At 62.1% G+C, this 21,652-nt stretch carries 18 protein-coding genes; 6 read left to right on the top strand and 12 right to left on the bottom strand.

The annotated features are described in order from the left end of the window. Window positions 1-51: 51 nt before the first annotated feature. From OSA81_06560 to OSA81_06570, 3 genes are read right to left on the bottom strand one after another with little or no spacing between them, the layout of a single operon-like run. Window positions 52-1,314 (bottom strand): mechanosensitive ion channel, encoded by a 1,263-nt coding sequence (locus tag OSA81_06560; GenBank protein MDE0898659.1) that lies wholly within the window; start codon window positions 1,312-1,314, stop codon window positions 52-54. Continuing rightward, window positions 1,315-2,493, bottom strand: a complete 1,179-nt coding sequence (locus tag OSA81_06565) for a serine hydrolase (GenBank protein ID MDE0898660.1) — start codon at window positions 2,491-2,493, stop codon at window positions 1,315-1,317. Between the two features lie 11 nt (window positions 2,494-2,504). Further along, a complete protein-coding gene (locus tag OSA81_06570) occupies window positions 2,505-4,133 on the bottom strand; it encodes a D-aminoacylase (GenBank protein MDE0898661.1) in 1,629 nt (542 codons plus the stop codon). A 149-nt stretch (window positions 4,134-4,282) separates the two neighbouring features. On the opposite strand from OSA81_06570, the gene OSA81_06575 reads away from it, so the two are divergent. Both OSA81_06575 and OSA81_06580 read left to right on the top strand, forming a co-directional pair. Continuing rightward, entirely contained in the window at window positions 4,283-5,383 is a 1,101-nt protein-coding gene (locus tag OSA81_06575; GenBank protein MDE0898662.1) for a hypothetical protein, read from the top strand. After that, on the top strand, window positions 5,383-6,252 hold the full coding sequence (locus OSA81_06580) for a radical SAM protein (protein ID MDE0898663.1): 870 nt from the start codon (window positions 5,383-5,385) through the stop codon (window positions 6,250-6,252). Before OSA81_06575 ends, OSA81_06580 begins: the two co-directional genes overlap by 1 nt. Here OSA81_06580 and OSA81_06585 read toward each other — a convergent pair. The 6 genes from OSA81_06585 to OSA81_06610 all read right to left on the bottom strand — a co-directional run bounded on the left by OSA81_06585 (window position 6,236) and on the right by OSA81_06610 (window position 14,008). Beyond that, window positions 6,236-7,453, bottom strand: a complete 1,218-nt coding sequence (locus OSA81_06585) for a dicarboxylate/amino acid:cation symporter (GenBank protein ID MDE0898664.1) — start codon at window positions 7,451-7,453, stop codon at window positions 6,236-6,238. The two genes, OSA81_06580 and OSA81_06585, sit on opposite strands and share 17 nt — an antisense overlap. A gap of 39 nt (window positions 7,454-7,492) precedes the next feature. Next, on the bottom strand, window positions 7,493-8,716 hold the full coding sequence (locus OSA81_06590; protein MDE0898665.1) for an MFS transporter: 1,224 nt from the start codon (window positions 8,714-8,716) through the stop codon (window positions 7,493-7,495). A 36-nt stretch (window positions 8,717-8,752) separates the two neighbouring features. Continuing rightward, entirely contained in the window at window positions 8,753-9,667 is a 915-nt protein-coding gene (locus OSA81_06595) for a proline dehydrogenase family protein (GenBank protein ID MDE0898666.1), read from the bottom strand. A 12-nt stretch (window positions 9,668-9,679) separates the two neighbouring features. After that, the gene (locus tag OSA81_06600) at window positions 9,680-10,615 is read right to left on the bottom strand and encodes a M55 family metallopeptidase (protein MDE0898667.1); all 936 of its coding nucleotides are present in this window, start codon (window positions 10,613-10,615) and stop codon (window positions 9,680-9,682) included. Further along, on the bottom strand, window positions 10,612-13,659 hold the full coding sequence (locus OSA81_06605) for a hypothetical protein (GenBank protein MDE0898668.1): 3,048 nt from the start codon (window positions 13,657-13,659) through the stop codon (window positions 10,612-10,614). The genes OSA81_06600 and OSA81_06605 overlap by 4 nt, the downstream gene beginning before the upstream one ends. A gap of 226 nt (window positions 13,660-13,885) precedes the next feature. Beyond that, the gene (locus OSA81_06610; protein ID MDE0898669.1) at window positions 13,886-14,008 is read right to left on the bottom strand and encodes a hypothetical protein; all 123 of its coding nucleotides are present in this window, start codon (window positions 14,006-14,008) and stop codon (window positions 13,886-13,888) included. A gap of 142 nt (window positions 14,009-14,150) precedes the next feature. Between OSA81_06610 and OSA81_06615 the strand changes: the two genes are divergently transcribed. Continuing rightward, window positions 14,151-15,326: an aminotransferase class I/II-fold pyridoxal phosphate-dependent enzyme gene (locus tag OSA81_06615; GenBank protein ID MDE0898670.1), complete on the top strand. Its 1,176-nt coding sequence runs from the start codon at window positions 14,151-14,153 to the stop codon at window positions 15,324-15,326. Window positions 15,327-15,331: 5 nt separating this feature from the next. Next, window positions 15,332-15,739 carry a hypothetical protein gene (locus OSA81_06620; GenBank protein ID MDE0898671.1) on the top strand — a complete coding sequence of 136 codons (408 nt, stop codon included), beginning with the start codon at window positions 15,332-15,334 and terminating at the stop codon, window positions 15,737-15,739. A gap of 7 nt (window positions 15,740-15,746) precedes the next feature. On the opposite strand, the gene OSA81_06625 is transcribed toward OSA81_06620, so the two are convergent. Both OSA81_06625 and OSA81_06630 read right to left on the bottom strand, forming a co-directional pair. Continuing rightward, window positions 15,747-18,281, bottom strand: a complete 2,535-nt coding sequence (locus tag OSA81_06625; GenBank protein MDE0898672.1) for an FtsX-like permease family protein — start codon at window positions 18,279-18,281, stop codon at window positions 15,747-15,749. 38 nt (window positions 18,282-18,319) lie between these two features. Further along, a complete protein-coding gene (locus OSA81_06630; protein MDE0898673.1) occupies window positions 18,320-19,015 on the bottom strand; it encodes an ABC transporter ATP-binding protein in 696 nt (231 codons plus the stop codon). Here OSA81_06630 and OSA81_06635 point away from each other — a divergent pair. Both OSA81_06635 and OSA81_06640 read left to right on the top strand, forming a co-directional pair. Further along, window positions 19,014-19,727: an arylesterase gene (locus OSA81_06635; protein ID MDE0898674.1), complete on the top strand. Its 714-nt coding sequence runs from the start codon at window positions 19,014-19,016 to the stop codon at window positions 19,725-19,727. The two genes, OSA81_06630 and OSA81_06635, sit on opposite strands and share 2 nt — an antisense overlap. Further along, on the top strand, window positions 19,724-20,353 hold the full coding sequence (locus OSA81_06640; protein MDE0898675.1) for a hypothetical protein: 630 nt from the start codon (window positions 19,724-19,726) through the stop codon (window positions 20,351-20,353). The genes OSA81_06635 and OSA81_06640 overlap by 4 nt, the downstream gene beginning before the upstream one ends. Window positions 20,354-20,383: 30 nt before the next feature. Here the strand turns inward: OSA81_06640 and rho are convergent, their stop codons facing one another. Beyond that, complete coding sequence (rho, locus tag OSA81_06645; GenBank protein ID MDE0898676.1) at window positions 20,384-21,595, bottom strand: transcription termination factor Rho; 1,212 nt, start codon at window positions 21,593-21,595, stop codon at window positions 20,384-20,386. Window positions 21,596-21,652: the final 57 nt, after the last annotated feature.

The following is a 21,652-nucleotide window of genomic DNA, read 5'->3' on the forward strand; positions in this document are numbered from 1 at the left end:
GGTAACGGCTCACCCAGCTGGAGAAGTTCCCCGTCCGGGTGCAGGCCTCAGTCAGTTCGAGCCAACGGCCGCACTGGCCATGGCCCGACTGAAGTCCGACCCGGCGGGTTCCTGGAATGCACGGAGACCGAACTCGGGAAGGATCGCGAGCAGGTGATCGAAAATATCACTCTGGATTCGCTCGTAGTTCGACCACTCGATGTCGTTCGTAAAGCAGTAGATCTCGATTGGAAGCCCTTGAGGGGACGATGCCAGCTGGCGAACAAGCAGCGTCATGTCTTCATGGATTAGGGGGTGAGCTCTCAGGTAGGCGTACACGTAGGCCCGGAAGGTTCCCACGTTCGTCAATCGGCGCACATCCTGGATCACCTCTTCCGCCATGTCTGACTTGTCTGCGGCATAAGCTTCCAGTTCGCCGCGTTTTCCGTCCATGTACCCCCGCAGAAGCTCGTAACGCCCAAGGCGCACTAACTCTTCTTCGGTCAGGAACCGAACGGTCGCGAGGTCCATGTTCAGTCCTCGCTTGATTCGGCGCCCACCTGATTCACTCATTCCGCGCCAGTTCTTGAATGATTCGCTGATGAACTTGTGCGTGGGGATCGTCGATATCGTCTTGTCCCAGTTCTGGATTTTCACGATGTGTAGCGCGATATCGATCACGTCTCCATCGGCGTTCGATTGAGGCATCTCCACCCAGTCACCGATCCGGATCATGTCGTTTGACATAATCTGCATACTCGCGACCAGCGACAAAATTGTGTCACGGAACACCAGCATCAGTACGGCAGTTAGGGCGCCAAGCCCCGAGAGGAATACGATCGGTGACCGGTCGGCGAGGATCGAGACGATGACCACGCCGGCGGATATATAGGCGATCAAACCGATCACCTGCAGATACCCCTTGATGGGGCGACTATTCGCCTCCGAATACGAGGCATTGTAGATGTCGTTGATCGCTTCCAGTAGCGCGTTGAAGGACAGGACGGCGCTGAGCACGAGGACCGACAGAGCGACCCGCTGGACGACCAGGGCGACGAAGGCCGTCATCGTCCCGTCGGCAGACACATCCACGGGGCTGAACCCTAGAGCTGGCCCGATTCCAAAGTAGAGAATGACCGCTGGTACGGCGTTCGCGAGGCGCGCGAAGACGTTTCGATCGATGATGAGATCGTCCCACTGGGCCGTCGTGCGTGCTGCGGCCCGGCGAATGGCTCCTCGCCCCAATCGGACCGTGAGCCGATAGGCGATGGCCGCAACGAGGGCGAGGATAACCGTTATGCCGAGGTCGACCAGCCAGCTTGGGAGAGCGGCCATCTATCGGTTCCCCAGCTCTTCAGCGAGGAGATCGAGTGCGAGGTTGCTCAGTCTCACGAGATGTGGGTGGGCCGCGTTCCCGTTCGTGAGAAACACGACACCGTGGCCTCGGCCGCGGTCACCCATGACGAAGGCCGTGTAGCCAGGGAGGCTTCCTGAGTGGGCAAAATATGCATCGCTCCCCCTCGTGGTGGTCCACCAGGTGAGCCCGTAGCCAGGGTTTTCGTATCCCCAACCACCTCCCATCGGATCTCCTGCCATAGCGGGGAACTGCTGAGTTTGCATAAGCTCGAGCGTGGATTCCTGAAGGAGTCGGTGCTCCCCTGCCATACCATCGCCGAGGTTGAAACGCAGCCAGCGCGCCTGATCGTGAATCGTCCCGTACGTGATGCCCGCCGGCCAAACGTTCGCCTTCAATCGGGCCGTCGCGACCGGGCGGCCGGTGTTTTCGTCGGGCACGTATGGGGTGACCAGACGCTCCTCCATCTCGGGCCGTAGATCGAAGGCAGTGCTCGTCATTCCGAGCGGTCCCCAAACGTTCTCACGGATGTACTGTTTGTAAGCTGTCCCGCTGAACTTCTCGACCATGTATGCGACCAGCGAATAGGCCATATTCGAGTACACGACACCTTCGAGCGGTGGCGTTGCTACCCGAAGGGAATCCGAGAGGTAGTCGGCCAGTGCCAGCGGCGCGGTCTCCCCCCAGACGAGGTGTGGCCCGAAGTCCACCGGCATGCCAGAGGTATGGGTCAGCAGGTTGCGAAAGAGGACGGGGTTCGTGGGGTCCTCCCCACGAATCGTCATTTCGTCGAGATAGTCGTGAACGGGGTCGTCGAGGTCGAATTTGCCCTGCTCCATCTGTTGCATAAGGGCGACCGTGGACTGCGCTTTGAACGTCGACCCGATGAGATACACGCTCTGGGTCGATGCCGGCGTTCCCGCCCACAGGTTGGACTCACCGAACGCGGCGCTCCAGAGTTCACCGTCCCGGTCCGTGATCGCGATCGCAATCGAGGGGATCGTGCCATCGAGCATGGCCCTTCGAATTTCGGGCTCGAGCTGTGCGGTGACACGAGACACCGCCTGGGCCAGTTCGGGGTCGAGCTGAGCCTGGAGCGCGTCACACCCCGCCGCAAAGGCGAGCGTGATGATTCCGAGTGAGGCAAGTCGACGTCGCATTACAGATTCCTTCATCGGGAGATCCCTCGGCCGGGGCCGTAAAGTACATGGCCCGGGCGGGCCCCTGTGTGTGTGCCCCCATCCTCGATGACCACCACCCCGTTTACAAGGACGTATTCGATCCCTTCGGGAAACAGCACGGGTTCATCGTAGGTGGCTAGATCTTGGACTCGCTCGAGATCAAAGATCGTGATGTCAGCCCAGGCGCCCTCCTGTATCACACCGCGGCGGTCCAGCCGCATTCGCGTGGCGGGCCACGAAGTCATCTTTCGCACGGCCTCTTCGAGTGAGAGAGTCCCAGTCTCACGTACATAGCGAGCAAGGATGCGGGGGAAGGTTCCATAACTCCGGGGATGCGGAAGACCGAGAGCATCCGTGACGCCTGCTGAGAGGGCGGCTCCGGCATCGCTCCCGATGCTCGTCCAGGGGCGCTGTAGCGCCCACTGTACGTCTTCTTCGCTCATCATGTGATAGATGGCCATAACCCGTCCGTTGCCCTCAGCCACGAGATCCCACGCTGCGTCGGCGGGATCCTTGCCGGTCTCCTGGGCGATCACCGAAATGCTTTTACCCTCGAGGTGAGCGTTCGCGGGGTTCCTCGCGTTCACCAGGACGATCCCGTCCCACCCTCCCGCGGACTCTACGATGTTCCACCAGCCATCAAAGCCGGACTCGACCTCGCGCTTCATGCGTTCACGGACTTCGGGCCGTGCAATTCGGGCCCGCACGGAGTCATTCCCGCCATCGAAGGCCCAGCTCGGTATCGTCGCCTCGAGCCCCGTGCCGCCGGCTGTATACGGATACATGTCGACGGCTACGTCCACGCCCCGGGCACGGGCGGCTTCGATCTCCACCGCGGCCTCCTTGATGACCGTGCCCCAGCCTGGTTCGAAGGCTGCCTTGTAGTGGAAGATCTCAACCGGCATTCCCGCGCGCTCACCGACCTCGATGGCTTCCTGGACCGCACCGACAAGGCCCTCGCCCTCATCGCGGATGTGACTCGCGTAGATCCCTCCGTATTCTGCGGCGACCCGGCCGACCTCAACAAGTTCGTCAGTCGTCGCGAAGGCGGAAGGTGGATAGATGAGGGCCGTGGTCATTCCCATGGCGCCCTGACGCATCGCTGTCCGCATGATCCCCTGCATGCGTGCGAGCTCTGCGGCATCCGGTGCCCGGGCGGAATTCCCCAGCACCGCCACCCGTGCCTGTGTCTCGGAGAAGTAGCTGCCGAAGTTGATCGAGATACCCTGCTCCTCCAGGCGTCGGAAATACCCTTCGATCGAGTCGGCCTGGACCGGGGTACCTCCTTCTCCACCGATCGCGGAAGTCACGCCCATCCGAAGTTTGTTCTCGGCAAGACCGTTTTGTGGCAGGACGCTCCCCGACTGGTCCATCATGTCGATGAAGCCCGGCGACACATACAGGCCGGTGGCGTCGATCTCGCGGCGTCCCCGCCCTACGACATGCCCAATCCGGACGATTCTGCCGGCTCGGACCGCGACGTCTGCCGCGATCCACGGATTCCCTGCGCCGTCGAGTACACGGCCGTTCCGGATGACAACGTCATAGCTCGGCGGTGGTCTTTGCCCCAACACGTCGGTTGCCGGAAGTGCCAACGCGAAGGCGACGAGAGCTAACACTGCTCGTTTCCCTCGTGCGGGCAGTCTGCGTTTCACTCTAAGAGGAAAGTGGTCTCGCAGGCGAGTAAGAAGCTTCATCGGCGTGGGTTCCAGTCTGGGGTAGGCCGACACGATAGCGCAGCCACGTCGCAGGGTCTATTGTCGCCAGCATGAGCCAGACTTCGATCTTCCGCCGCTACCTCCTGCCCGGGTTTCTCTTTCAATCAGTCCTCATTGGAGGGGGCTACGGCACGGGAGCTGAGCTGTCCACGTTCTTCCTCAGTCAGGGTCCCATGGGAGGGCTGCTCGGTATCCTCGCGAGCACCGTGATCTTCAGCGCGGTCTCGATGGCCACGTATGAGCTGGCCCGGCTTTGGGGAGCATTCGACTACCGGCACTTCTTTCAGGAATTGCTTGGGCGCGGTTGGTGGACGTTCGAAGTCTGCTACGTCGCCCTGACCCTCTTGGTTCTCGCCGTCGTCGCCGCGGCGGCCGGCTCGATTATGAGTGACACGTTCGGACTGAACTACTGGGTCGGGGTCGTCGCAGTCATGGTGGCCGTGGGCGGGCTCGTGTTCGGTGGAAATGAAACGGTCGAGCGTTTTTTCTCAGCATGGTCTTTCGTTCTTTACGGCTTGTACGCCATCCTCTTTGTTTGGTGCTTCCGCGTGCTCGGTGGGGATATCGTGGCGAACCTGAGCGCGGAGCCAGTCGGTAGCGGATGGGCGTGGGCCGGGCTGTCCTATGCTGGGTACAACCTCGCCGTGATCCCACCGGTTCTCGCCACGCTGCGACTCCACGAGACCCGACGTGAGACGTTCATCGCCGGCGCTCTGACCGGGCCCATCGCCATGATTCCCGGCCTTCTCTTCTTTCTCCCCATGATCGGCATGTACCCGGGGATCATGGATGCAGAAGTCCCATCGACCGTCCTGTTGGAAGCGCTCGGCTCTCGTGGCTTCCAGATCGGATTCCAGGTTGTGCTCTTCGGAACTCTGATCGAGACCGGGGCCGGGCTGATTCACGCGGTCAACGAGCGAATCTCAGGCCTTCAGACCGACCGTGAGGGAGAGATGGCAAAGTGGGTTCGACCCGTGGTCGCCCTCGTCCTCCTTGGCCTCGGCACGGCAATCAGCAGCTTCGGACTCACCGGGCTGATCGCGAAAGGGTACGGAACCATGACCGTTGGGTTCATCGTGGTCTATGTGATCCCGGTCCTGACAATCGGGGTCTGGAAGATCCGTACGAGCGGGAGTCGGGCGGTCAGCTGATGCGTTACGAAGGCAAGGTGTATCGTCCACCTTCCGAGGCGCATTCGTATATCGTCCAGGCGACGATCGGCTGCTCCCACAATCTCTGCACGTACTGCGACATGTACCGCACGGTCGGGTATCGCGAGCGGCCCATCGGAGATGTTCTCGACGACATCGCGGAGGCCGGTCGAATCTTCCGGGATGCGGACAAGGTGTTTGTCGCGGACGGAGATCCCTTGGGAATGTCCGTCGAGCGGTGGACGACGATCCTGGATGCCGCGCGAGATGCGTTCCCGCGCCTGCGGCGCGTGTCCTGCTATGCCACGGCGGACAACGTTCGCGACAAATCGACAGACGAGCTCAGGACCCTGCGTGAGCACGGACTGTCGTTGCTGTATATCGGCCCGGAGTCGGGTGATGACGAGACGCTTCGAAGGATCGTGAAGGGAGGTTCATTCGCGGAGCACGTCGAGGCCGCAGAGAAGGCCCATGCCGCCGGTATGGAGATCAGCGTTATCACTCTGCTCGGTGCCGGAGGGGTGGAGAGGTCTGACATTCATGCCCGAGAAACCGCACGCCTGGTGACGGCGATGGACCCGGAATACCTCGCGTCCCTGACCCTGACTGTCATTCCCGGTACCCCGCTCGCAAGAATGGAAGAGAAGGGCCGCTTCGAGATGCCGGAGGTCGTAACGTTGTTGCGCGAGTTACGGACAATTGTGGCTGAGTCTCAGCCGCAAAACGCACTGTTCCGCACGAACCACGCCTCCAACTACGTCCCGATCGCCGGGCGGATTCCGGAAGACCGCGAGGCCCTCCTCGCCACGATCGACGCGGCGCTTACCGGTGACGTGCCTCTGCGCCCCGAGTTCATGAGGGGTCTGTAGGACTCCCGCCGACCCACTTGTCGACGACCACCGCTGTTGTGATCTGACCCAGCAGGTTCGTCGTCGACCGGAACATATCTGGCACGCGGTCAATTCCGAGCAGAATCGACAACCCCGCGAGCGGTATCCCAACTGCGTCGAGCGCGGGCGCCAGTGTAACCACTCCCGAGGAAGGGACCGGCGCCACGGTCAGCGAGACCAGGAATGTGGCCAGCACCGCCCCGCCAAGTGCCGCCGGGGGAATTGGGACCTCGAAGAGGTGTGCAAGGAAGATGACGGCCGCACCCTGAAAGAGCGCTGACCCCGCGCGATACATGGACGCCCCGAGGGGGAGAACCAGATCGGCCACGGGCTCGGAGACTCCGAGCTTGAGCTTCGCCTCCTCGAGTGTGACTGGAAGCGCTGCAGCGGTGCTGGTGGTCGAGAATGCGATGGACGCGGCCCCGAACGTGCCACCAAGAAATTGGAGGGGTCCGATTCCGCCAACGAACTTCAGTAGCGGCAGGTACACGACACTGATGTAGATACCTAAGCCCACCACGACAGACACGACGAAGACGGCCAGGCTCTGAATGAGGCCCCATCCCAACTGTGCGGTTACCGGCGCGGCGAGTCCGAAAATTCCGATGGGGGCAGTCCAGAGGATCCACCAGACGAGCTTAATCAGGGCCTCAGAGAGAGCCTCGGCGAACTGGACGAGCCGTAGGCGCTTTTCGTCCTCCAAAGTGCCGGCTGCGGCCGCGAGAAGCGCGGTGAAGACGATAAGTTGAAGCAGGGCGCCGTTCGCCGCGGCCGCAAAAGGGTTGTTGGGGATCAGAGCGACGAGAAAATCCACCATACTGGGCAGCGTGGTCGCCTCGCGGGCCGCGGCTTCGGGCGCGGCCATTTCGGGCGCGAAGTTGAGCCCGAGCCACATCGTACCCATGCCGATCACGATTGCCGGCACCACCGTCGCCCAGAAGAACACGAGTGTCGTGCCGCCGAGCTTCCCGAGTTTTCGGGGGTCGCCGAGGTTCGCCACACCGGTAAAGACCACGGCCATCACGAGTGGAATGATGACCATCCGGATCGCATTCATAAATGCGGTCCCGAACGGAGCGGATGCCAAGGCTATGGCGAGGAAGAAGTCTGAGCCGGCAGCTCCGAGGAGCCCTGTGGCCAGACCAAGAATGAGACCGGCTGCGATCGCAATGTGGAGCATCAGACCCCGAATGGATTCGGATATATGGTCGGGGCGGCGCTACCCCGTGGTCGAGGCGCGCGAAGTTAACCGATGGATTCGCTCGAGGCGACGAATGCTGGCGATTCCCAGCGCAGGCCCCATCGCGAGGCCCGCGAATGCCCACCGCCATTCCACAGCATCAACGAGGACAGGTACCGCCTGAATCGTGACCATGGTCAAGAGGAATCCGAGCGACGTCTGTATCATCAGCGCGGTCCCGACCGATTCGGCGGGCGCCACCTCAGTGACCAGCGCGCTGAACTGGGGCGAGTCCGCCACGACAAAAAAGCCCCACACGAGCGCCAAGATCGCGACGAGGAAGAACGGACCCGACAGGATGAGTCCCGACAGGACGCAGCACGTCCCCGAAACCCCCATTGCGAGCTTCACGACACGTCCTCGCCCAATCCGATCTGCCGCCAGTCCGCCCCAGATGCATCCAAGGCCGCCCGACGCAATCGCTCCGAATGCGACCAGATCGACGGTGAAGGCTGAGACCCGACCGGCGCCCGCAACCGCAAGGAAGGTCGGCACCCACGCCCACATCGCGTACAACTCGAACATGTGCCCGAGGTAGCCACCCGTGACGAGCATCGTTTCGCGGTGGCCAAGAATCCGCCGGACTCGGGCCCACTCGAAGGGACGGCTCGGAAAGGGGTACGGCCCCTCGCGGTAAGCGACGGCGACGAGGAGTGCCCCCAGCAAGCCCGCAATGGATGCACCACCGACCACGCGTTCCAGGTCGGCGCCGCCCAGAGCCTTGAGCAGGTACGGCATCGACTTTCCGATGGTAAGGGCTCCGACCACCGTGCCGATCGCCATGCCTCGGGCGGACCGGAACCAGGTCGAAATCATCTTCATTCCGGGGGGATAAACGCCAGCGAGAAAGGCGCCGGTCAGGAAACGGGCCAAGAGTGCTGATTCATAGGATGGTGACAACAGGAGCGCGGCGTTCGCGACGGCGGCGAGTGCGCCTGATGCCGCGAAAAGGACCCGGGCCGGAATGACATCAGCAAGGTTCAGGATCGCCGCTATGGCGGTGCCAGCGACGAAGCCCAGTTGTACCACTGTGGTGAGAAGTCCGACCTGACTCGACGACAGTGCCCATCTCAGCTGTAGGTCGCCCCCAATGGCGGTCGCAGTCATCCAAGAGGACAGAGACAGCAGCATCGCACACGATACCATGGCCAGCGCACGCCATCTCAGTGGGTCCGCATCTGCAATCCCCCTCTGATCATGCACGGTGGGTATTCGGGGGTGCTCATCTCCCCCAGTCATCTATCTGACCAGCTGCTTCGCGACGAACAGGAGGTTGGCCGGACGCTCAGCGAGGCGGCGCATGTACCATGGGAACCAAGCCGCGCCGTAGCTCACGAGTACACGGACCTTGTGACCCGTTCTGGCGAGTCGGACTTGTTCGTCACGCTGGATGCCGAACAGCATCGCGAACTCGTGCCGATCCTTCTCCAGGCCCAACTCTAAGGCGATCCGGTTCGCTTCGCCGATCATGTTCGGATCGTGCGTGCCGAAAACAGGTCTACCGGCACTTCCGCCCAGGCGTGCACGAAGGAGCGTCTGGGAAAGTTTCACGAAGTTGCGGTCGACGTCGGACTTCTTTGGGAATGCGACCTCCGGAGGCTCGTTGTACGCCCCTTTTACGACCCTGATGTCAGGCTGAAGCGGCATCAATGCCTGGAGGTCCGCCTCGGTGCGGTGGAGGTAAGACTGAATGCAGAGTCCTACGTTGCCCTGCTCTTCCTTCACAGTTCTGAAGATATCGAGCGTGCGGTCGACATACTCCGAACTCTCCATGTCGACCCAGACGAGAGACGTGGTCGATGCTGCGATCTGCCCGAGTCGCTTCCGCGCCTCGTCGACCCCGAAGTCGATCCCGATCTGCGTGGGCTTCACCGAGATCTCGACATCGAGCCCCCGCGCCTCGATCTCTTTCAGGCCGCCGACGTAGTGATCGACGACTCTGTCGGCCTCATCCAGCGATACGAGATTCTCGCCGAGTAGCGTGGTCGTAGTCGTCACGCCGTTCGCCGCAAGGGCTTTCGCCTCGACTAGGGCCGCATCGAGATCCGCCCCTGGCATGAATCGCTTCGTCGCCCTCTGAACGAAGCGGTACGTCGGAAGTTTCTTCGCCAGAAAGGGATTCGTGGATGCCCAGAGGAGTGTGTTTCGAAGCATGTGCGAAGCGTCTCAGATTTGCACGAAGCGGTACATGAGGCGGATGAGGCGGTAGGCCTGATCGGCATTGTCGGCGTTGTACTGGACCGTGAAGCCGTCGACCTTCGTCACTCCCGGAATAGACATCAAGATGTCGACATGGGTGGTCGAGGCGAAGCGCATACGGATTTCGACCGGTCCGCCGAAGTCCCACGGCTCAAACCCACCCCGGTCGAGGCGGTCGAGCGCGCGACCCACGCCATCGCGCAGCATCTCAACGACCAGCTGTGGATGAATGAGACGCGCGGAGGATGGCGACTCGGCAGTCTTAGTGGTGACCGTCTCTGATCCGAGCAGGGCCGAGAGTTCCGCCGTCGCTGCGGAATCGCCCGCAACGAAGATGACCGGGACACCTTGTGATCCGGCAAAGGCCGCGTTCATGCCGCCTTCTCCGACCTCCACACCGTTGAGCCACAGACCCTTTACAGACCCGCTTCCCGTGTGGGCGAGGAATCCATCTGGGTCGCCCGCCTTCGCATGATACCCGATGAAGACGGCGCCATCGAACGAGGCATCGAGTCCCTGGACCATACCCAAAGGCTTGATCGCTCCCTGGATGTACACCACCCGAGGGTCAAATTGAGTGTGCAGCGCATTCTGATGATCGCCGTGAGAGTCGTTCACCAGAATGGCAGCACTCGGTGAGTGGGCATAGATCGCCTCGACCACTGCGTTCACCTCGTCGGTGAGCAGCTGTCTAGCGGTACCGTAGTCCTTTCCGTTGGAGGAAGTCATCAGCGGGCTCCCGACACCACCGATCCCCTCCAGGTCCACGGAGATGAAGATCCGGGGAGATCCGTCCTGGGCCGAGAGTCCTGGCGTGCCGATCGCGACTGTCGCGATCAGGAGCCACATCCCGGCCACCCTACGCCACATCGACAAAATCGAACCGCTCCTCGAATGTCTCATCGGTCACCTCCAAAGGGTGTATAGCCGGCGGCGAGCAGCGCAGTACGATACGCGGCTACGTCTGTGTTCATGAGTTGGTCGACGTCTTCAGAGATCGAGTTCGCCGCAGTGCGCGCCTGGTCCATCATGTTACGTGTGTTCGCGGACGGGCCGTCGGGGTCACTCGCGATGCGTCCATTGGGGGATTGAACCGCCCGTATGGTGAGTCGCCCACGACAGTTGCCCTGGCACTCGGGACCCGTGAAGTGCCGCCGCATCACAGCATCGACTGCCTCGGCCAGAGCGGTCCCCTCTTCACGCAATGAGTCCGCACCGTCCTCAAGCGTCGACAGCACGAGATCGACCCCCTCGGCTGTTCTCTCGAGGGCCGCTCTCGCATCGGTGGCGACCTTCATGATCGTCTGCATTTCCTGGAATGCAGCGATCTGAGCCGCATGAGCCCTGGGCGAGATAGGATTCCGAGGGTCTGGCAGAACTTCGAAGACAGTCGAGGACGCCTCTCCATTGGCCGTCACCGTGAACGTGTAGTCTCCGGGAAGCACGGCGACCTGGCGCGGGAGCGACTCGGCGGCGTCCCCGCCGGGACGAAGATCCCACACGGTGCGCTGAATCCCCTGGCCGGAACCTGAGCCCGACCAGACGAGGTCCCCACCGCCATCCGTTACCTCGAGGCGAGCATCCGAAGAACGCTCCGTCCACCAGTTGAGAAGAGCGCCCACCGGGCGAGTCTCTGCCTGCTGCATGGCATGACCGGTCGAACGGTAGCCGATGGCCTCCGCCACGTTGGCGCGGATCGCGGGGGCAGGTCCGAACGCGTGCACCGTCCGCTCGTGGAGGTCCGGCGCATCCGCGAATTCCCGGAGAGGCCGAATGTCGTCGACGATGATGATCGCTCGGCCATGGGTCCCGAGGACCAGGTCGCCATCCCGTCGATGCACCTGCAAATCTCGGATCGGCACAGCGGGAACACCCGCCGTGAAGGGCATCCAGTTCTGGCCCCGGTCCGTGCTGACTCTCAGTCCGAACTCGGTGCCCAGGAAGAGAAGATTCGGGCTCGCCGGATCCTCTTCTACCGCGTGGACGAAGCCGTCGATTTCGTCGGTCGCGAGCGATGTCCAATTTTCGCCGTAGTCCTCGGTCACCCACACGAAGGGAGTCCAGTCACCCCGTCGGTGGTCTTCCGCGACTAAATAGGCGCGTCCCGCGACGTGCTTTGACGGTTGAACATCGGGCACCCAGATCCCTTCGGGGAGGCCCGGGACGTTCTCACGGACGTTCGTCCAGCTTGCCCCACCGTCGCGGGTGACCTGGACGTTGCCATCATCGGTCCCGACCCAGATGAGATCGTCTTCCAGGTGGCTGGGGCCAACGGAAATGATGGTCGTGTGCATTTCCGCACCTGATGCATCGAAGGTCAGGCCCCCGCTCAGATAAGCACCCTGCTTTTCAACGTCGTTCGTGGTCAGGTCCGGGGAGATAATTTCCCAGCTTCGACCTTGGTCCACAGTCCGGTGCAGGAACTGGCTACCCAAGTACGTCGTACCCGGCGACTGCGGATCCCACGTAAGCCCGGCGTTCCAGTTGAAACGAAGCGGCACTCCGTCAGGGTGGATCGGCTGAATGCTTCGCCGCGCACCCGTGAGCTTGTCGAAGTGCTGGAGGTTTCCACCCTGCGACATCGAATAACCGTATCGCTCGGGGTCCGCACGGTCCGGCATCACGCTGAATCCGTCACCACTCCCGACCCGGGTCCAATGCGCGTTGAGGATGCCCTTGTTCTCCCAGACCGTGGACGGCCCGAACCAGGACCCGTTGTCCTGTAGTCCACCGTAGACATTGAACGGCACAGCATCGTCCAGCTCGATATGGTAGAACTGGGCAAGGCCAAGGTTCTCTACAAACCGCCACTTGTCGCCTCGGTCGTAGGTGAAAGCGATTCCTCCGTCCTCGCCAAGAATCATCCGCCGCGGGTCGTCAGGATCGATCCAGAGCTCATGGATATCCCCATGGATGATCCCACTCGGGACCACGGTGCTCCACGTACGACCCTGGTCTTCGCTGACCTGCACCGCCGAATGCAACGAGTAGATCCGGTTTTCGTTCAACGGGTCCACCCGGATATCTGCGTAGTAGAACGGGCGTGGAACGATGCCTGGATCGTCATTGATCGTCGTCCAGCTTCGTCCTCCGTCATCCGACCGTATGAGCTCGGAGCGGGCAGCCTCCACGACCGCATACACGACGTCCGGATTCGAGGCCGACACGGCCACTCCTATGCGACCCAGTTCCCCGGGAGGCATCCCATCGGCTTCGGTGAGTCGCCGCCAGGAATCACCACCGTCGTAAGTGACGTAGAGGCCAGATCCCACGCCGCCGGACGTCAAGAACCATGGGTCACGACGGAACTCCCACATCGCCGCGAAAATCTTGTCCGGGTTCGTCGGGTCCATGACCATATCGGCCACACCAGTGCGTTCGTTCTCCCACAACACCCGCTCCCAGCTCTCGCCACCGTCACGAGTCCGGTAGACGCCACGTTCCTGACCGTCAGACCAGGCCGGGCCGAGCACTCCCACGTAAACCACCTCTGGGTCAGTCGGGTGTGTCAACACGCGGTGGATTCGCTCCGAGTCTCCGAAGCCCATGTCCCGCCAAGTGCGACCGCCATCTACAGACTTGAAGAGGCCCCTTCCGACGCCGGCACTGTTTCGCGGATTACCCTCTCCGGTCCCGACCCACACGATGTCAGGATTTGGTTGGAAAACCGCGATATGGCCCACCCCGAGGGCGGGTTGTTCGTCGAACACGGGATCCCAGGTGAGTCCGCCATCCGTCGATTTGAATACCCCACCCGTTGCGGCACCTACGTAGATCACGCTGCGATCGGAGAGGACGACTTCCACGTCGGACACACGCCCGCTCATGCCCGCAGGGCCAATCTCACGAGCCTGCATTGCAGCGAATGGCGGCTTGTGATCCTGAGCCGAGGCGGGCGCAGCTGCGGCGCATGCGGTGATCAGCGTCGCGGCGCGGAGGAACCTCATCTTGTACTCCTGTCGTGATCCGTTGGGCGGTTCGAAACGAGGGCGTGAAACTGTCGCCGTCCCCGGCTGGAAGCCAGACACACGGATCCGAGCCAGACCCTTAGAAAGACAGTGTGATTCGGAAGTGCGCGGTCATGTACCGGAAGGCCAGTTCCTCACCGGTCGGCAGACTTGCATGGACGGCAGAGAAGGTTGCGACCGGTGAAATCAAGATCATGCACGCTGCTCAGACATCGACCTCGACCTCGCCACCCAACAGCTCGAGCGCCAGGCCGGCTTCCAGAGCGGATAGCGCAGGTGTAGACCACACGGCCCCCAGTACGGCGGTCCGACGGGAGAGCGTTCGCACGAGCGGGCTCTTGTTGGGCCGAAGGGAATCATGGGACGCCGAATGCTATCGCCGACCCTCGACCCCGCCAATCGACCGGTTGCACCACCCACGGAAGCAGTCCATCATGGCGCTCGCTTCCATCGGCCCAGACTAAATTCCCATGACGAATCCCCTGCACCGTACAGCCGCACGCACGCACGCATTCACCGAGTCGGTAATCCGAGAGATGACGAGAGTGGCGCGAGAACACGACGCTGTGAATCTAGCCCAGGGCTTTCCGGACTTTCCTGCGCCAGACCTGCTTAAGGAGGCGGCGTGCAAGGCGATTCGGGAAGATGTGAACCAATACGCCATCACCTGGGGGGCGCCCAACATGCGTCATGCGCTCGCGCGGAAGTACAGCGAGCACTACGGCATGGAGGTCGATACGGAACGTGAAATCACGATCACCTGCGGAGGCACGGAGGCGATGGCGGCCGTCATGCTCGCCGTCGTCGACCCCGGTGAGGAGGTCATCGTCTTCGAGCCGTTCTACGAGAACTACGGCCCTGATGCCATTCTTTGCCAAGCGAAGCCAGTCTTTGTCACACTGGAGGGGCCGGAGTACCGCTTGGAGAAGGCGATGCTGGACGAGGTTGTCACCGCGAAGACGAGAGCCATCGTCATCAACACGCCGAACAACCCGACGGGGCGTGTCTTCTCCCGCGCGGAGCTGCAGGCGATCGCCGATGTGTGCATCGAGCACGACATCATCGCGATCACAGATGAGATCTATGAGCATATCTACTACGAAGGAGAGCACCTTCCACTGGCCACCTTCGATGGGATGCGCGATCGCACTATCACGATCTCAGGCCTCTCCAAGACGTTCAGTGTGACGGGGTGGCGGATCGGAACAGTCATCGCGCCCCCGGCCCTTACTCACGCGATTCGGAAGGTCCATGACTTCCTCACTGTTGGGGCACCCGCGCCTCTTCAAGAAGCCTGCGCAGTGGGGTTGAACGAGCTCGGCCCGGAGTACTACTCGGACATGGTGGCCGGGTACAAGGCTCGCGGCGAGGTGCTGGTGCCCGCGCTCAAGGATGCCGGATTCAAGTGCTCATATCCACAGGGTGCCTATTATGTTCTCGCGGACTTCAGCGATCTGTCGGACGAAGACTCCATGACGTTCGGAAAACGCCTGACCGCGGAAGCGGGGGTGGCCCCGGTTCCGGGCGGAAGCTTCTTCAGTGTTCCTGAGCGGGGCCATTCGCTGGTGCGCTTTGTCTTTTGCAAGCAGATCGAGACGCTTCAGGAGGCGGGTGAGCGACTGCGTGCCTTCGCGTCACGCGGATAGATCCAATGCCAGATCCACCCACGTTCGAGGTAGAGGCTGAAGCTACGGTCTTCGGGTTTAACCCGACTCCGCTGCATGCGGTAATTACACCTCGCTCGCACTCATGGAGAGTCGGAGGAGCCGCCAGAACCATCGGCGTTTCGATCATTCTCGCGCCCGTAGTAGCTATCTTTCCCCCGCACGCGGTCTGGCCCATCGGAGCCCTGCTGACGGGCGGAGTGCTAGCCCGGAAGCGGTATGTCGAACGGTTCACGCTAGAGACCGTGAAAGGAAGCTGCCCGAAGTGCGGCGACGCTCTTACGACCCAGTCGACGATGCTCCGCACACCCCATGAGTTGCCATGCGATGGCTGTCACCACGCTTCGATTCTGCGCCTTCCCGACGGTACGCTGGAGGCGAACGCCGCGGACTGAGCCTCTTCTACTCCGGCGCCTCGCGCAGTACTGGAAGCGGTGGTCGGCGAAGCAGATCACGCGACCCGACCAGGCCGGTCAGGACGGTGAGTGAAACCACCACCAGCCAGATGACCCCGACTGAGCCGAGACGGACTGTATAGTCGATCTCAAATACCTGCGGAACGACGATTGCCGAGGCGCCGATGGCGAGGAGTAACCCGCTTGCCGTCGCTATCGAACCCAGAGCGAGGTACTCCGCAAACAGGACGGTCATGACCTGATTGCGCCGAGCGCCGAGCGTTTTCAGCAGTGCTCCTTCTCGGAGTCGCTGCATCCGTGATGTAGCCAGGGCCCCGGTTAGCACGATGATCCCGGCGAGCGCACTGAATCCGCCCAGGAACGCGACAGCTTGTCGCACCCGCGAGAGGACCGACTCGATCGCCTCCTGAACCCGGGAAAAATCCAGCGCCGATACATTCGGGAAGACCCCCACTAGGTCCCGCTGCACACGCGCTCGCTCTTCGTCACTCGGAATTCGTGCCACCAAGAGAATGTTCTGTGGCGCATCGTCGAGCACACCCGGCTCAAAGATCGCAAAGAAATTCGGCTCCAGTCGGCCCCAATCTACGCGCCGCAAACTTGTGATCACGGTTTCGATCTGGGTGCCTGAAATATCCCAACCGATGGTGTCACCAAGGCCCACTCGAAGGCTCTCTGCCACGTCCTGCTCGATGGAGACCCGCGGGAGTCTCCCGTAGTCAACGCGCGTCCCATCCTCTGTGCCTGGCGTGCCATCCCACCACTGTCCGGAAATGAGGGTCTCGGCACGGCCTAGGGTGGCGCGGTAGGTATTTCGATATTCGCGCCGGACCGCCCATGCATCTGGCCGCTGCTCCGGGTCCGGGTTCGCCCGCAGTGAGTCCACTGAAATGCGGTTGATCTGAGCCACCCGTCCGGTCACCAGCGGAGAGACGTCGGCCTGCGCGTCCTCGCCCACGAGCTCCAGGATTCCGGCAAGCTGATCGGTCTGGATGTCGAAGAGGAGCAGGTTCGGCTGTCCATCTCCGGCTGACATCGTCAGGTCGTCTCTCAGGCTCGCTTCGACTTGCACGATCATACCGATGACAAAGGCACCAAGGCCAAGCGCGAGCGTCACGGAGACTGTCTGGTTCTGGGGCCGAAAAAGGTTTGAGACCCCCTGACGAACAGGATAGGATGCGCGCGCAGGAAAGAAGCGCCGGGTCAGGTGAGTCAAGCCCAGGCCCACTGCTGCGATCGTGCCTCCTGCCACGGCCAGCCCCAGAGCGAAGCCAATGCCTATCTCAGGCTCAGGGGCCTCTAGGGCGCACAACAGGAGTACGCTCGCGGCAACAATCAGGTACGAGGCCAGACGCGGCAGATCGAATCGTCGTCGTCGTGCCTCGAAGTCCTGTCGGATGGCCGCGAGCGGTGCCACATCGCGCACCTGTAGAAGTGGGATCAGCGCGAAGACAACAGCGACCCACACCCCGATGCCAAGGCCCGCCGCGATGGAAGGGAGAGACAGACGCGTGTTCACGTCTACCGGCAAGACGCCGGCCAGGACGATCGGCATGACCTCCTGAAGCACGACCCCAAGTACCACACCACCCGAGGCTCCGAGCAGACCGAGCCACGCGGCCTGAATCAGGTACGCGAGAAACGCAGTGCTCTGCCCTGCACCGATGCAGCGAAGGACTGCGATCCCCGGTCGTCGCTCGCGGATATACACGTGAATCGCGCTCGCGACGCCCACACCCCCAAGGAGAAGGGCCGCGAGTCCTACGAGAGCGAGGAATCTCCCAAGGAACCGAACGCCATTCGCCAGGCTTTGTGCCTGTTCTTCGGCGAGGCGATAGCTCACACCAGATGCCCGCAGCACCTCACCGTATCGGTCCCGCAGACCGCCTCTTTCATTCTGGTCGGGGAGCCGCAGGTAGACCTCGTAGCGTGCCAAACTGCCGAAGCCGATGAGGCCAGCTCGCTCCATGGACTCTTGCGAGATGTGAATACGTGGGCCGATGGCGGCCTGAAAAGCGACGTCAGTCGGGAGGTCGTCGACGGTGCCCGCGATCACGAGACGCACCGTCCCGACGACCAGCGAGTCCCCAATCGAGACCCTGAGTTGCGTCAGCACAGCAGGATCCACGAGAACCTTGCCGGGCTCCAGGTGCGCGCCCCAGACACCGGCAGGTTCCGTCGCGACGTCGCCGTAGTACGGATACCCCTGGTCAAGCGCACGGACCTGAAGAAGGCGCACGACATCACTGGTGGGCGCCAGGATCATCGACGAGGCCGTCGTGACCCGAGCCGACTCCACTCCTTCGTCACGGAGGGAGTCGATAACAGCCTGAATCTCCGGTCCGATCGGCTTGTCATCCGCGAAGCGAGCGTTCGCCCCCATAAGGACGTCCGCCTCCTCCTGAACCGACCGGGAAAAGTCGTCGCGGAATGAATGAATCGAAACGAGCGCAGCGACGCCCAGCGTGATCGAGGCCATGTAGACGCCGACACGACGAAACCCGTATCGACTCTCCCGCAAAGCCAACTTCAGGGCGAACCCTGGGCGAAGAGGTGCCCTCACAGGGGCCCGGAGTCGGTCCCGGGTCGGTCAGAAGCGACCCGGCCACCGGCGAGACCCACGACGCGGTGTGCTCGCTCAGCGAGGCTGAGGTCATGCGTCACCAGCACAAGAGTGGTGTAAGCCTCGCGATTCAGCTCTTCGAGCATCTCAACGATGGAAGCGCCCGTCTCGCGATCCAGATTCCCGGTTGGTTCATCGGCGAAGAGAATCTTCGGGCGATTCGCAAAAGCTCGGGCGAGCGCGACACGTTGTTGTTCTCCGCCCGAGAGCTGAGCCGGATAGTGGTCGAGCCGGTCACCAAGTCCGACTCTTTCGAGCAGCGCCTCAGCGCCCCCCCGGGCAGACCTGCCCTCACCGCGGAGTTCGAGGGGGACGAGCACGTTCTCGAGTGCAGTAAGCGTTGGCAGTAGATGGAAGGTCTGGAAGACAAAGCCGACGTTCTGCGACCGAAATTCAGCGCGCCCGTCCTCTGTCAGGCTGAACATGTCGACCCCATCGAGAACGACCCGGCCCCCGCTCGGCTCGTCGAGTCCTGCGAGCAGGCCAAGTAATGTCGTCTTCCCGCTACCAGACGGCCCCACCACCGAAACGAACGACTCTGCCTCGATCTGGAGATCTAGTGAACGCAGTACGGGTAGAGGTCTGCCGCCGCTGGTGTAGGTTTTCTCAAGTCCCTCGGCAACGATCATCATGAAAAGCGCTCTCTACTCCATTCTGGCACTGTCGCTCGCCGCATGCACGGCGACGGATACGGTACCGTCTTCGGGCGAACCCGGGCTCGATTCCGCTATGGTGGTCGACCCTTCGACGATGGTTCCATCGGATGATCGCCCGACCGTCGTCTTCCTTGGCACCAGCCTCACTGCGGGCCTTGGCCTGGAGCGCGCCGCCGACACCTACGTTTCCGTACTCGCCGCGATGGCAGACTCTGCAGGAAAGCCATTTCGAGCGCTAAATGCAGGCGTGTCCGGAGAGACGAGCGCAGGAGGGTTGAGGCGACTCGACTGGATATTGCGAGAGCCATTTGACGTCCTGTTCCTCGAGCTCGGTGCCAACGATGGACTTCGAGGGCAGGACCCGCGTGCCCTGGCGTCGAATCTGACCGGGATCATTCGGAGGACTCGCACCCGTTACCCTGATGTACGCGTGGTCGTCGCTGGCATGGAGGCTCCACCCAATCTGGGCGACCTCTACACTTCGGCTTTCCGCAGTGTGTTCCGTGCTGTTGCCGAGTCAGAGGAGACTGATCTCATCCCATTCCTGCTCGATGGCGTGGCTGGCATCCCGGAACTCAACCAGGCGGACCGAATTCATCCGACGACCGAAGGACACAGGCGCACCGCGGCGAATGCGTGGCCAGTGCTCGAGGCCGTTCTAGACGGTGTGGAGAAAGAGGGAGCATGATCAAACGACTGTTCGTGGGCGTCTTCGGAGGACTCTTCGGGCCCGGCACCATCGTCCTTGGCGGTATTTCGATTTTGCTCTGTACTCTCCTCGTCGTCGGATTCTTCCTGCCGACGAATTGGTCGGCGAGTGTGGAGACGCGGCTGGACGCCACTCCCGGCGAGGTCCTCCTCTTCATGGACTCACCAGAGGGCTGGCTACTCTGGACCGCCTGGCCGGACTCTACCACGCGAACCGGACCGCAACGTGGAGCCGGGACTGCCATCGTCTGGGACGATCCAGAGCTTGGTGCTGGCACCTTCCACATCGATGGAGTGTCCGAGCGAGGCGTGACCTACTCAGTCGAGGTCGCGGGCGCCGGTGACGTAGTCATGCGAACCAGTGGGACAGTCGAATTGACGACTGACGGCGCGGTAACAGTGGTGGCTTGGCGTGAAAGGGGTGATCTGGGCAGAAACCCACTCATGGGTTATTGGGCAATGGTTATGGAGCGTGCCCAGAGTCGGGAGATGGCAAAGAGCCTCACCCAGCTGGCGTCCGTAGTAGCCAAGTCCGACGGACCACCTGCTGGAGACGAGGACCCACGAGAAACGCCCGCTGACTCTTCGTCGACGGGCGCTTCCTGATCTACCGCGGGAGACGGAACCCTCCGCCCTCTATGACGACCGGTTTCGGGCCCAGTCGATGAGGTCCCGATTCGTGCTGGTCTTCTTCATTGCGCCCAGGAGATCAACCATCGCCTCCGTGGGGCCCATTCCAGCCAGCTGACGCCGCATCGCGTGAGAAACCCAGAGTTGATCGTCGTCGAGAAGGAGTTCTTCTTTCCGAGTCGCCGACCCAACGAGATCGATCGCCGGGTAGATACGCCTGTCGGCGAGATCCCTCGACAGCACCAATTCGCTGTTCCCGGTCCCTTTGAATTCCTCGAAGATCACCTGGTCCATGCGTGATCCTGTATCTACGAGCGCAGTTCCGATGATCGTCAAAGAACCACCGCCCTGGCTGGCGGCGATCTTCCGAGCGCTGCCTAGGAATCGCTTCGGTTTCTCGAGGGCGTTGGAGTCGAGACCACCTGACATCGTCCGCCCACTACCACCCTTGAGTGAGTTATAGGCTCGAGCCATACGGGTGATCGAGTCGAGAATGATGACGACATCTTCGCCCTGCTCCACCCGTCGGCGAGCACGTTCCAATGTCATCTCAGTGACCTGGACGTGACGCTCCGGAGGCCGGTCGAAGGTCGAAGCGATGACCTCACCGAACCCGCACTGCTCCATCTCCGTGACTTCCTCAGGACGTTCGTCCACGAGAAGAATCATGAGATGACACTCGGGATTGTTCTTGACGATCCCCTCTGCGACAGCCTGCATGACCATAGTCTTACCGGCCTTCGCAGGAGCGACGATCATGGCTCGCTGCCCCTTTCCGAATGGGCAGAAGAGGTCGATGACCCGGTTGGTGAACTCGGGCTCACCGCGCCAGGTGCGTCCGCACTCCAGAATCAACTGTTCGTCCGGGTGCGTTGCACTCAGGCGGCCAAACTCAGGTCGTCGGGCAGCTTCCTCAGGCGGACGGTCGTTCACCAGCGCGACGTGTGCGAGGGGCGGACTCTTGCCTGCCCGCACGGATGCCGCGACAACACCCATGAGTTCGTCGCCGATCCTCAGACCAAACTTCTGAATGACTCGCGGCGGCACATAGATATCGTCATCACTGGGGGCGTAGCCGTAATCGCGACGGCGAACGAATCCAGAACCGGATCCTAGGACCTCGAGCAACCCGAGTGGACGGGAAAGCGCCATCAGCTCGTCGGGATCTTCGGGAAGGCCCGCCATGAGCTCGGTGTCCGACGGTCCTCCGCCGTCCACGCCACGGCCGCCACCGCCGCCACCGCCACCCTCACCGCCCTTACGGCGGCGGCCTCG

Source organism: Longimicrobiales bacterium (assembly GCA_028823235.1).
In the GTDB taxonomy this organism is placed as follows: Bacteria; Gemmatimonadota; Gemmatimonadetes; order Longimicrobiales; family Gaopeijiaceae; genus UBA2589.